The organism is Sphingomonas pokkalii (genome assembly GCF_003096275.1).
In the GTDB taxonomy this organism is placed as follows: domain Bacteria; phylum Pseudomonadota; class Alphaproteobacteria; order Sphingomonadales; family Sphingomonadaceae; genus Sphingomonas; species Sphingomonas pokkalii.
Genome location: NZ_QENQ01000001.1, coordinates 2,771,232 through 2,783,406 on the forward strand (window position 1 = coordinate 2,771,232; position 12,175 = coordinate 2,783,406).

At 66.8% G+C, this 12,175-nt stretch carries 9 protein-coding genes; 5 read left to right on the top strand and 4 right to left on the bottom strand.

The window, feature by feature from the left end:
• Positions 1 to 17 precede the first annotated feature (17 nt).
• The 4 genes from DD559_RS12705 to DD559_RS12720 all read right to left on the bottom strand — a co-directional run bounded on the left by DD559_RS12705 (position 18) and on the right by DD559_RS12720 (position 5,970).
• The gene (locus DD559_RS12705; RefSeq protein ID WP_116469501.1) at positions 18 to 410 is read right to left on the bottom strand and encodes a DUF4280 domain-containing protein; all 393 of its coding nucleotides are present in this window, start codon (positions 408 to 410) and stop codon (positions 18 to 20) included.
• A 38-nt stretch (positions 411 to 448) separates the two neighbouring features.
• The gene (locus DD559_RS12710; RefSeq protein WP_165831088.1) at positions 449 to 1,789 is read right to left on the bottom strand and encodes an ATP-binding protein; all 1,341 of its coding nucleotides are present in this window, start codon (positions 1,787 to 1,789) and stop codon (positions 449 to 451) included.
• Between the two features lie 14 nt (positions 1,790 to 1,803).
• The gene (locus DD559_RS12715; protein ID WP_116469503.1) at positions 1,804 to 4,923 is read right to left on the bottom strand and encodes a contractile injection system tape measure protein; all 3,120 of its coding nucleotides are present in this window, start codon (positions 4,921 to 4,923) and stop codon (positions 1,804 to 1,806) included.
• Positions 4,924 to 5,124: 201 nt separating this feature from the next.
• Positions 5,125 to 5,970 carry a LysR family transcriptional regulator gene (locus tag DD559_RS12720; protein WP_116469504.1) on the bottom strand — a complete coding sequence of 282 codons (846 nt, stop codon included), beginning with the start codon at positions 5,968 to 5,970 and terminating at the stop codon, positions 5,125 to 5,127.
• A gap of 93 nt (positions 5,971 to 6,063) precedes the next feature.
• Here DD559_RS12720 and DD559_RS12725 point away from each other — a divergent pair, with 93 nt between their 5' ends.
• The 5 genes from DD559_RS12725 to DD559_RS12745 are packed head-to-tail and all read left to right on the top strand — an operon-like array spanning position 6,064 to position 11,959.
• Positions 6,064 to 7,218 (top strand): acyl-CoA dehydrogenase family protein, encoded by a 1,155-nt coding sequence (locus DD559_RS12725; protein WP_116470895.1) that lies wholly within the window; start codon positions 6,064 to 6,066, stop codon positions 7,216 to 7,218.
• On the top strand, positions 7,215 to 8,810 hold the full coding sequence (locus DD559_RS12730) for a carboxyl transferase domain-containing protein (RefSeq protein WP_116469505.1): 1,596 nt from the start codon (positions 7,215 to 7,217) through the stop codon (positions 8,808 to 8,810). Before DD559_RS12725 ends, DD559_RS12730 begins: the two co-directional genes overlap by 4 nt.
• A 4-nt stretch (positions 8,811 to 8,814) precedes the next feature.
• Entirely contained in the window at positions 8,815 to 10,671 is a 1,857-nt protein-coding gene (locus tag DD559_RS12735) for an acetyl/propionyl/methylcrotonyl-CoA carboxylase subunit alpha (RefSeq protein ID WP_116469506.1), read from the top strand.
• Positions 10,671 to 11,123 (top strand): MaoC family dehydratase, encoded by a 453-nt coding sequence (locus tag DD559_RS12740; protein WP_116469507.1) that lies wholly within the window; start codon positions 10,671 to 10,673, stop codon positions 11,121 to 11,123. The genes DD559_RS12735 and DD559_RS12740 overlap by 1 nt, the downstream gene beginning before the upstream one ends.
• Complete coding sequence (locus DD559_RS12745; protein ID WP_116469508.1) at positions 11,120 to 11,959, top strand: HpcH/HpaI aldolase/citrate lyase family protein; 840 nt, start codon at positions 11,120 to 11,122, stop codon at positions 11,957 to 11,959. The genes DD559_RS12740 and DD559_RS12745 overlap by 4 nt, the downstream gene beginning before the upstream one ends.
• The last annotated feature ends 216 nt before the right edge of the window (positions 11,960 to 12,175 follow it).

Below are 12,175 nucleotides of genomic sequence, written 5' to 3' on the forward strand. Positions count from 1 at the left end.
ACGGCGGGTCAGCTCCGTCAGGGAACCGTAACCGTAGCCTGCGCGGGCATCGACACTTCGATGGTGCCCAACCAGCTGCACATCAGCGTGCATTTGGTGTCGAGCGCCGCCATCCCGCCAATCGTCACCTTTGGCACCCCGGGCGTCCAGGGGGCTGCCAGCACGGGCACGCACGGCATCGGCGTCAACGATCCCATTGCCGCAGCGGTCGCCGCCGCCACCGCCGGGTTGGCGATCGAGGAACACATGCCGAAACTGGGCACATTGATCATCGCCTTGTTGTCCAGAACCGTCGCAGCCGGCAGCGCACTTGCCGTGACGCCAAGATCGGGCAAGACCACCAGTGCGGTCGGCACCGAACCAAAGCTGCATTTCAGCAGCGTTCCGGAAGTGACTTGCGGCGTCGTCATCGGCAACCTCTCTTTGCTTCCGTGCGCCGGGTGGCGCTTCAGATTACGTGTCGGCCGTCCTTCTTCATCTCCAGTCGGATCGCCTCGAGGATATCCGATCGCAGAACCACCGGCGGATCGCGCGGTGCCGCCATCAGGCCAGCATGGCGCAGGACATTGATGATCGCGCCGCCCGCAAGCGGATAGGTGGATGCGATTGCGGGGAAATCGATGTCCTCCGCCAGCGTGAAGCCGTCGCCGCAAAAGGTTTCGCGCCACAGCCGCAATCGGCAGACGGCGTCCGGCAGGGGAAACAGGATGATCGACTGGAAACGTCGCGCAAAGGCCGCATCCAGATGATCGATCTGGTTGGATGCCAGGATAGCGATCCCGGGATAGCTCTCAAGCCGCTGCAGCAGATAGGCGATCTGATGGTTCGCGGCACGATCATTCGCCGAATGGGCTTCAGTCCGCTTGCCGAACAGCGCATCCGCCTCATCGAAGAACAGGATCCAGTTGCGATCGCAAGCCTGATCGAACAGCGCGGCCAGGTTCTTTTCAGTTTCGCCAATCCATTTGGAAACCACCCGCGACAGGTCGACACGGTAGACCGGAAGTCCGTGGCGCTTGCCGAGCAGGCATGCCGCCAGCGTCTTGCCCGTACCGGGCGGGCCGTGGAAAAGGCAGCGATACCCCGGCTTCAGGCGGCGGGCGAGCTTCCACTCCCCCATCAGTCTCCCGCCATGTTCGATCCAGTGCCCGACCATTTGAATCTGGCGCATCGTCGCCGCATCAACGACAAGATCATCCCAATCGAGCGGTGTGGAAATCCGCTCTGCCGGAAACTCCATGCCGGCCTGCATAGCTTCTTTCTCGCCGCGCAACGCGAGGTGCAGACCGTAACGCGTCAACCGGATGATGCCGGCCAGCGGCGGCTCGCCCATGGGCGCGGGATCGATCTCTATGATACCGCGGCGCACCAGCAGGTGATCGAACAGAAACGCCGGATCGAGCATTTCATCCCGCCGCAGTGGGCCGAAGGAAATCAGGAACCGTGCGGTTTCCGCGGTCGGCACCAGCCCGCCGTGCACCTGCCCGGCAATCCCGCCGAACTCGGTGAAGCGGCGCTCAATCGCCGCGTTCCGCAGCAGGAACGGATCGAGCCGCGCCGGCGAAAGGCACGGCGCAAGCACCAATGCAAGAATCAATCGGTCGGCCGCATCGAGGGCCAGGCTATCCACTATTTCGGCAAGGGCGGTGGCGTGGTCCAGCATCGGGGGTAACGGCGCCTGCGGGCTGGCGGCGGGATCGGCAAAGGCGGCAAGCCGTGCGGCGATCACCGCCTCCAGCCAGTCCAGTTCAGCCTCGATCGCCCGGATATTCGCCGCAAGGGGCGTCACGGGCCGCACTCCCTCTACCATGTGACGTGGATCGGCGCTGCCATCCAGCGATGGTAGAGGACGGAAAACGACCAGGGCAGCCGATCCGTCAGCACGTCGAGCGCCTTGCGCTCCACGCGCAGGCGCCACCGATCGTCGCGATACTGCAACCTTCCCTCGCGGACGAGAAAGGTTTCCTGCAACGCATCGACGGTCATCTGGTCCAGCTTCGGCCAGTTGGCGATCACGGCACGCAGAAGATCGTCGCAGATATCGAGGTCGCTTTGCACCGGCTCGATCGAGCGGACGATCGGGGTCCCGGTCGGCAGCCCGCAGAGCAGCTTGTTGAGCACCAGTTCGGGCTCGGAACGATCCAGCCGCCCCTCCGCCAGATATTGCAGCAGATGCACCGCGCGGGATGCATCGGCACCCGGCAATATCAGCGGCTTCTCCGTTGCATCGATCGTCAATAGGCCCAGCCGCTCAAACAGGCTCGGCAGGAACGGGTTGAGCAGCACCAAGCCGGCATTGCCGACATACAGGGGGTGCGCGGGCTCTTCTTCCTGCGGACCGCCGGCCTCCGCCCGCACCTTGGCCTCGGCCTGCGGGCGCCGCACCGGCGCGGCGCGGCGAAACGCCGCCGTCAGCGTCGCATGGCCACCGTCGCTGGCCAGCTTTCCGACGCGACGACGCACCTTGTCGAGGCGATCCACACCCTTCCCCGCGAGATCGCGCATCAACCCCTGCAACAGCGCAGGAACGGAAAGCCGCCCCGGTTGCGCCGTTCGATCCAGCAGGAGTTTCCAGATATCCTCCTCGGTTGGTCGGGGCGAACCGAAGGTCGCAGTCTGGCGCCAGGCAGCGGCCAGAAGCAGCGCGCCATCGACCAGCGAGGAAGCTTCGGCGGGCGCAAGCAGATGGATCAGCCTGCCCAGCCCCTGCGTCGGCAGCACCGTCGCCCAGCGCAACCGCGCGCGGCCGCTGCCGCGGCGCGCCTTCAGATGGGCGATCAACTGCTCGTCACCGGTATCGGCAAGCTGCTGGAAAAGCGCGACTAGCGCTTCCGCCTCCGCCGCACTTGCCTCGGCCCCGTCCAACCAGGCCAACAACCGCTCCCGATCGAGCGCCGACGACGAATCCGCAGCCCCCGTGCGGCGGCGCCTTGGCCGTCGCGCAGATGGACCGACGTTCGCCACCGCCACATCCTTGCCCGCAAGACCCGCGGCAGCGGCGCGCAGCAGCACGCCCCTTCGCGCATCCGCGTCGCGGGCCGCATGGGCGATCTGCAAAGGATCGTCGCCATCCGGTGCCGCCTCCGCAAGGTCGAGGAGCCATTGCTCCGCGGCGGCCGGCGACATCCTCGCCGCCACGATCTCCAGTTCCGTGCGGGTGTCTGCTTCGTCAAGGTGCGTACGGAACGTGGCAAGCCGATCCGGCCGATGAACCCGTGGGTGGTCGCGCGCCTTCGGAGCCGGACCGGGCTCGCCGCGCAGTGCGGCCATCAGCCACTCTTCCCAGAATGGCCGGTCCCCGCCGCCGGTCATCTGCGCGAACCGCAGCAACGCGGCAGGATCCGGCGGGTCGAAGAGCGGCACCAGTTCCCCAGGCATCAACCAGTCGAGCATCCGCACGGCAAGCGCCCTGATCTTCAGAGGGTCCGCGATGGCACACGCCCGCGCCTCCGCCACCAGCCATTCGGGATCGCTTGCACCGATTCCGGCGAGCGCCGCCCCACCAGCCTCCGGCGTGCCACGTTGCAAATATGCTTGCACCAGGCTGCGACGGTCCAGGTCCTCGGATACGAGATGCGAGATTGCCGCCGGGTTCTGCGCGGCACGCAATCGCGCATGGAGCAGGCCAGCCATCGCCGATGGCGATTGCTCCGCCACCTGCGCCAGCCGCCGCACGATACGCTTCCACGCCGCCTGCCGTCGCCAGGGACCTTGACCGCTGGTCGCCACCAGCGCGGCGTGCACGGCATCTTCCAACAGAATCTTGAAGGACCGAAGATCCATATCGGCCAAGGGGTCCGCGACGTGCAGGGAAAAGAGACGTTCAACGGCTTCGGCCAACAGCGCGCGATCTGCCGGTGATAGCTGCTCGCCAGAGGCCGTGATGCCCCCGGGGAACGCCGCCAATGCCACCGCCCGCCCCGGCCCCGCCCACACCACAGCCGCGTCTTCGCCGGCCCGCCCACGTCGCTCGGCCAGCAGGGCCCACAAGGTACCGGGCAGAGAAGAGCGCAGCGGAGCCCGCGCCGCGGCGATTTCCACGGCTTCCGCAAACAATGCCAGCAGCGCATCGAGGGACAGGCCGAGCCTTGCCGCTTCGCGCCCGATCAGGGCGGCAAGGAACCGGCGCCGGTTGAAATCGCTGCCCGCATCCCGCAACAGGAACTCCAGCGTCGTGAGCCACAGCATCCGCCGCAATTCGCTCTGCGGCAGGCGTCCCAACACGGCAATCGGTGCGCGTCGGTGCACCAGTTCGATATCCATCAACAGCGCCAGGATGACGACCGCGTCGCGCGGCGCCAGCAGGCGCAGCCAGTGTCGCAACGCCCGCGGATCGCTCTGCAATACCAGCCGTTCCAGGAACCGGCGGTTCCGACCATGCGTGCGCATCATCGCAACCAGCGCTGCCGGCCGCTCACGGGCCAGCAGCCGAGCTTCGGCGGCGAGGTCGAACGCCACCCCAGCCCCGGCAAAGCCCGTCACCCCATGCAGGAGATAAGCTTCCAGTCGGTGCAGCCTGCCAGCCGATGCCTCCCGCAGCCGCGCCGCTGCACCTTCGCCCTGTCGTGCCCTGTGCAACGCCGTCGCCAATTGGTCGGAAAGCTGCGCCCGCAACGCCTTCGCCGCATCGGCTTCCAGCGTGCTGGCGGCGATATTCCCCAGATCCAGGTCCAGCCTGTCAATCTCCAGCAGGTCGTCATCGATCGGAAGACCGTCGAAAACCTGCTCGATCACGGCAGGAAACACCACCGACGCAAGCTTCTCCAACCTGGATCGCAATGCCGTGGCAGAGGCCATGTCGGCGATCGCTACCCGGACATCCATCGCGCCGATGCGATGATCGGAATGCTGCCCGGTGTCTGGCGTGCGTTCGATGGTCGATGGTCTGCCCGCAATCACCTGTCGCTTCCGGTCCGTGGCCACGCCCCATCGCGCGCGCCGTGAAGGCATGAGGCGACAGGCGTGGTGATCCCGCATAGGCCGCCGCAAAGCACCGATACAGCGGCCTTGCCGCCGAACCCGATCCAGTCCTGCCAAACCGCGCCGATATGAACGCGATACGCCATTGCACCGATAGACCGTTGCTCCACCAGGGCCCGTAGCGGGGATGCGGCACAGGGCGGCCTACCCGCGTACGGCTTCCCCCAGCGCATTGATGAGCGGCAGGCTCGGCGCGTTATGCCCGGCAAATACCAGCCCGATCTCTCGCATTGCGTCGAATCCCTCCAGCGCCACGCGGGCCACGCCTGGCGCGCGGAAGGAGGCAGGCATCACGGTAATCCCCAAGCGGGCCCGCACATAGGCCAGAGCACGCTCGTCGTTGGTCGTCCGCGCAGGAAAAGGCGGGCGCACGCCATGAGCGACAAAGAAGCGGCTGGTCTCCGACAGCATCTCGCAATGCCGGCGAACGATCATCGGTTCGTGCGCAAGTTCCTCGGCGCGGAGCACAGGTCGCTCCGCCAGCGGATGCGTCGCGCCGATCGCAAGCGCATAGCCTTCGGTCAGCAAATGCTGGCCCGCCGCGCGATCATCACCGTCCCGAAGGATCGTGAGCGCCACATCGATGCGGCCACGCGCCAGCCGGCCACGCAATTCACGCTCATTGCCTTCGACGAGTTCCACCCGCTCCCCTGGCCAGGCTGCAAGCCATCGCTCGATCCAGTGGGGCGGTATCGTCGTCAGCACCCCGATGCGCAGCACCGACACGACAGAAGCGTTCGATACGTCACGCTCCGCGGCCGCGAATCCCGCCTCGATCGCACGCGCATGGGCGAGTAGCCCCGCTCCCGCATCGGTCAGCGCGACGCGACGATTGGTGCGGTGGAACAGCACCCGCCCGAGCGCCTCCTCCAGCCGGGCGATGCCCACGGAAAGCGTCGGCTGGGAAACGTTGCAGGCGGCTGCGGCGCGCGAGAAATTACCCGTGTCCACCACCGCCAGGAAATAGCGCAGATGATAGCGATCCATCATAGACAATCTCTATGATCATCTTGCGCGTGTTTCAATTTTGCGGCGGCGATGGCCCGCCCTAAAGTGAGGCCAAATAAGATGCAGGAGAGCGCGATGACCCTCGATCACGGCCTTGGCGAGACGGCGGACATGATCCGCGACACGGTGCAGCGCTTCGCCGCCGATCGGATTGCCCCGATTGCCGCCGACGTGGATGCCGAGGATCGTTTCGCCCGGGAACTGTGGCCGGAAATGGGCGAACTGGGGCTGCACGGAATCACCGTCGAGGAAGCGGATGGCGGGCTGGGGCTCGGCTATCTCGAACATGTCGTCGCCTGTGAGGAGATCAGCCGCGCATCGGGCGCGATCGGGCTGAGCTATGGCGCGCATTCCAATCTGTGCGTGAACCAGATCCGTCGCTGGGCCAGCCCGGAGCAGAAGGCCCGATATCTCCCGAAGCTGATTTCGGGCGAGCATGTCGGCAGCCTCGCCATGTCCGAAGCGGGCGCCGGCTCCGACGTGGTGTCGATGAAGCTGCGCGCGACCAAGGTGGACGGTGGCTGGCGGCTGAACGGCACCAAGTTCTGGATCACCAACGCGCCCTATGCCGATACGCTGGTCGTCTATGCCAAGACCGATCCCGACGCCGGCTCGCGCGGCATCACCGCCTTCCTGATCGAGAAGGATTTCGCCGGCTTCTCGATCGGGCAGAGGATCGAGAAGGTTGGCATGCGCGGCTCGCCCACGGCCGAGCTGGTGTTCGACGATTGCTTCGTGGCGGATTCGCAAGTGATGGGGCCGCTCAATGGCGGCGTGACCGTGCTGATGTCCGGGCTGGATTATGAGCGGGTGGTGCTCTCCGGTATCCAGCTCGGTATCATGCAGGCGTGCCTCGATACGGTGCTGCCCTATGTACGCGAGCGTCGGCAGTTCGGCCGACCGATCGGCGAGTTCCAGCTGATGCAGGCCAAGATCGCCGACATGCACGTCGCGCTCAATGCCGCGCGTGCCTATGTCTACGCCGTCGCACGCGCCTGCGACGCCGGGCGCACGACACGCTTCGACGCCGCGGGCTGCATCCTGCTCGCCTCGGAAAGCGCTGTAAAAGTGGCGGGCGAGGCGATCCAGGCGCTGGGCGGCGCGGGCTATACGAAGGACTGGCCTGTCGAGCGCTACTGGCGCGACGCCAAGCTGCTCGACATCGGTGCCGGCACCAACGAGGTCCGACGGATGCTGATCGGCCGCGAACTGGTCGGGCGCGCGCAATGACCATCCTGCGCTCGCTGGTGGATGCCGGCTCCGATGGCTTCGCTGCCAACGCAGCGCACAACCGTGCGCTCGCCGCGACCTTGCGGGAGCGGACGGCGCAGAACGCCCTGGGCGGTTCGGAACAGCATCGCGCGCGGCATGTCGCTCGTGGCAAGCTGCTGCCGCGTGACCGCGTCGACCGGCTGCTCGATCCCGCCGCGCCGTTCCTGGAGATCGGCGCCCTGGCGGCGAACGGGATGTATGACGATGGTGCGCCCGGCGCCGGCATGATCGCCGGTGTGGGCCGCGTTTCCGGCCGCGAATGCATGATCGTCGCCAATGATCCGACGGTGAAGGGCGGCGCCTATTTCCCGATGACGGTGAAGAAGCATCTGCGCGCGCAGGAAATCGCGCGCGAGAACCGCCTTCCCTGCCTGTATCTGGTCGACAGCGGCGGCGCCAACCTGCCGCACCAAGCCGAGGTGTTCCCCGATCGCGAGCATTTCGGCCGCATCTTCTTCAACCAGGCGCAGATGTCGGCGGAGGGGATTGCACAGATCGCCTGCGTGATGGGCAGCTGCACTGCCGGCGGCGCCTATGTTCCGGCGATGTCCGATGAAAGCGTGATCGTCCGCAATCAGGGCACGATCTTTCTCGCCGGCCCGCCGCTGGTGAAGGCGGCGACCGGCGAAGAGATTTCGGCCGAGGAACTGGGCGGGGCGGAAACGCATGGGAGGCGATCGGGCGTGGTCGACCATGTCGCGGAGAATGACGAGCATGCGCTGCTGATCGTTCGCGACATCGTCGCCACGCTGGGCAAGGTACGAGCGCCTGATATCGCACTGGCGCCCCCGCGCCCGCCGCGGCTCGATCCGGAAGAATTGTACGGAATCGTGCCCACCGACGTGCGCGCACCCTATGACGTGCGGGAAGTGATCGGGCGGATCGTCGACGGATCCGAGTTCCACGAATTCAAGGCGCTCTACGGCACCACGCTGGTATGCGGCTTCGCCCATATCTGGGGCATGCCGGTGGCGATCCTGGCCAATAACGGCGTGCTGTTCAGCGAATCCGCGCTGAAGGGCGCGCACTTCATCGAACTGGCCTGCCAGCGGCGGATTCCGCTGCTGTTCCTCCAGAACATCTCCGGCTTCATGGTCGGCGGCAAATATGAGGCGGAGGGCATCGCCAAGAACGGCGCCAAGCTGGTGACCGCGGTCGCCACCGCCTCGGTACCGAAGATCACGGTGCTGATCGGCGGCAGCTTCGGCGCCGGTAATTACGGGATGTGCGGGCGCGCCTATGGCCCGCGCTTCCTGTTCAGCTGGCCCAATGCCCGCATCTCGGTGATGGGCGGTGAGCAGGCGGCCAGCGTGCTGGCGACCGTCCACCGCGATGCCGAGCGCTGGACTGCCGCAGAGGCCGAAGCCTTCAAGGCGCCGATCCGCCAGAAATATGAGGATGAGGGCAACCCCTATTACGCCACGGCGCGGCTGTGGGACGATGGCGTCGTCGATCCCGTGCAGACCCGCGACGTCCTTGGCCTCGCGTTTCGCGCCACGCTGAACGCGCCCATTCCGGAACGGGCGCAGTTCGGCCTTTTCCGGATGTGATGCGATGATCGAAAGCCTCTTGATCGCCAATCGCGGCGAGATCGCCCGCCGCATCCTCCGCACCGCGCGGCGGCTGAACATCCGTACCGTCGCCGTCCATTCGGATGTCGATGCGGCGATGCCGTTTGTGCGCGAAGCGGACGAAGCCATATGCATCGGCACCGCCGCTGCCGCGGACAGCTATCTACGGCAGGATCGCATCCTGGAAGCCGCCCGCCGCACGGGGGCGCAGGCGATCCACCCCGGCTATGGCTTCCTCTCCGAAAATGCCGCGTTCGCCGAAGCGGTGGTCGCTGCCGGATTGGTCTGGGTCGGCGCGCCGCCGGCGAGCATCCGGGCGATGGGTCTGAAGGACGCCGCCAAGGCACGGATGATCGCCGCTGGCGTGCCGGTCACCCCCGGCTATCTGGGTGAGGACCAGCACCCGGCACGCCTGCAGGCGGAGGCCGATGCGATCGGCTATCCGATGCTGATCAAGGCAGTGGCCGGCGGCGGCGGCAAGGGCATGCGCCACGTGGACGCGCCCGCCGACTTTGCCGAGGCGCTGCAGAGCTGCCGACGCGAGGCAGCGGCGGCGTTCGGCGACGATCGCGTGCTGATCGAGAAATATATCCTCAGCCCACGCCATATCGAAGTGCAGGTATTCGGGGACACGCACGGCCAGGTCGTCCACCTGTTCGAGCGCGACTGTTCGCTGCAACGACGCCACCAGAAGGTGATCGAGGAAGCCCCCGCCCCCGGTATGGACGAGGCCACCCGCGCCGCGGTGTGCGACGCGGCGGTACGGGCCGCCAAGGCGGTCGACTATGTCGGCGCAGGCACGATCGAGTTCATCGCCGATGGATCAGAAGGCCTGCGTGCCGACCGCATCTGGTTCATGGAAATGAACACGCGCCTCCAGGTCGAGCACCCCGTCACCGAGATGATCACCGGCGAAGATCTTGTCGAATGGCAGCTCCGCGTCGCCTCGGGCGAACCGCTGCCGAAGACGCAGGATCAACTCGCGATCCGCGGATGGGCGATGGAGGCGCGGCTCTATGCCGAGAACCCGAGTAGCGGCTTCCTGCCCTCCATCGGCCCGCTCGACCGGCTTCGCTTTCCCGCCGGGGTGCGCGTCGACAGCGGGGTGGAGGAAGGTGGTGCCGTAACCCCGCATTATGATCCGATGATCGCAAAGCTGATCGTCCACGGCGCGGCCCGTGCGGAGGCAGCACAGCGGCTGGCAGCGGCGGCGGCGGGGACGCAGGTTTGGCCGGTACGGACCAATGCCGCGTTCGTCGCCCGCGCTGCCGCCCATCCGGACTTCGTCGCGGGCCGCGTCGATACCGGCTTCATCGCCCGCCACGCCGAGGCGCTGATTCCCCCGGCCGAGCCCGGGCCGACCATCGTCGCGGCAGCAGCGGCAGCGATCCTGCCGCCGGTCACCGATGATCCCTGGACCGCGCTCCGCGGCTTTCGCGCCAACGCAGCGCCCGCGGATCAGGTGGCGGTGGAGGTTGCAGGCCGACTACATCGCACGGTGCCTGCGGCGCTGGAGGGAGCCGAACCCGTTGGCGGCGTTCTGTTCGTTCGCGGCGAGGCTTGGCCGTTCGGGCCCCCTCGCGTCGGTCAGCTTGGCGGCGGCGCGAGCGAAGGCGACGGCGCCCTGCTCGCGCCGATGCCAGGACGCGTGATTGCGGTTTTGGTCGCCAGCGGGCAGACGGTCACGCGCGGGCAACGGCTGCTGGTCCTGGAAGCGATGAAGATGGAACAGGCGCTTGTTGCCCCCTTTGATGGGATTGTCGCCGAACTGAAGGTCGTCGAGGGCGCGCAGGTGACCGAAGGCATGGTGCTCGCGCGTGTCGCACCGGGAGAGGCATGATGGCTGGCCGCTACTATGACGAATGGCAGATAGGCGACCGGATCGTCCATGAAATCCGCCGCACCGTCACCGAAACCGACAATCTGCTGTTCTCGACCATGACGCATAACCCGCAGCCGCTGCACCTCGATGCCGAAGCGGCGCGCGCCAGCGAATTTGGCCAGATCCTCGTCAACGGCACCTTTACCTTCGCGCTGATGGTCGGCCTGTCGGTCGGGGACACCACGCTCGGCACGCTCGTGGCCAATCTGGGCTATGACCAGCTGACGATGCCGAATCCGGTATTCATCGGCGACACGCTGCGCGCCGAAACCGAAGTACACGCGCTGAAGGATAGCCGGTCGCGGCCGGAAGCGGGGATCGTCACCTTCACCCACCGGCTGCGCAACCAGCGCGACGACATCGTCTGCCAATGCCTGCGCACCGCGCTGCTCCACCGGCGGCCGGCATGAACTGGCGTTCGCTGCTGTTCGTGCCCGGCGACCGGCCCGATCGCTTCGCGAAAGCCGCGGCCAGTGGTGCGGATGCGTTGATCCTCGATCTGGAGGACGCGGTCGCCGCCTCGGCGAAGGCGATGGCACGGGCGGCGGTTGCCGAATATCTGAAGGCGCCGCGCGGTACGAGCGGCGTGCTGGTACGGATAAACCCCCTGGGGAGCAGCTTCTGCGCGGATGACCTGGCCGCGCTCCACGGACTGGCCCCGGATGGGATCGTCCTGCCCAAGGCGGAGGGGGCACCCAGCGTACGGGCGCTGGCCGCGCGGCTCGCCGCATCCGCCATCGCCGCCCCCATTCTCCCGATCGCCACCGAAACCCCGGCAGCCATCTTCGCGCTGGGCAGCTATGCCGGCTGCGACGTCCCGCTGGCAGGACTGACCTGGGGAGCGGAGGATCTGCCTGCGGCCATCGGCGCTGCCGCAAGCCGCGAAGACGATGGCAGCTTCACGCCGCCCTATGAAATGGCACGGGCGCTGGCATTGTTCGCCGCCCATGCCTCCGGCGTGCCGGCGATTGAAACCGTCTATCCCGATTTTCGCGACCTCGAAGGCCTTGGCCGGTTCACACATCGCGCCGCCCGTGACGGCTTTACCGGGATGATGGCGATCCACCCGGCCCAGATCGCGACGATCAACGCCGCCTTCACGCCCACGGCCGCGCAAATCGCATTTGCGCGGCGCGTCGTCGCCGCGTTCGAGGATGCACCGGATGCCGGGGTACTCCAGATCGATGGAAAGATGATCGATGCACCGCATCTGCTGCAGGCGCGCAGACTGCTCGCCCGAAGCTGAGGGATGGATGGACGGGCGATTCCGAGCCCGCCGGCAGCCCCGCAATCGCCGATCCGGCCTGAAAACGGGGAGCAGGTCACGCGGCTCGGGTGTAAGCGCGGGAAACCAGGCATAAAAAAACCGCCTCAGGAGTTCCTGGGGCGGTTTGGTGTGTTGGTGATTGGTTGCGGGGGCAGGATTTGAACCTGCGGCCTTCAGGTTATGAGCCTGACGAGC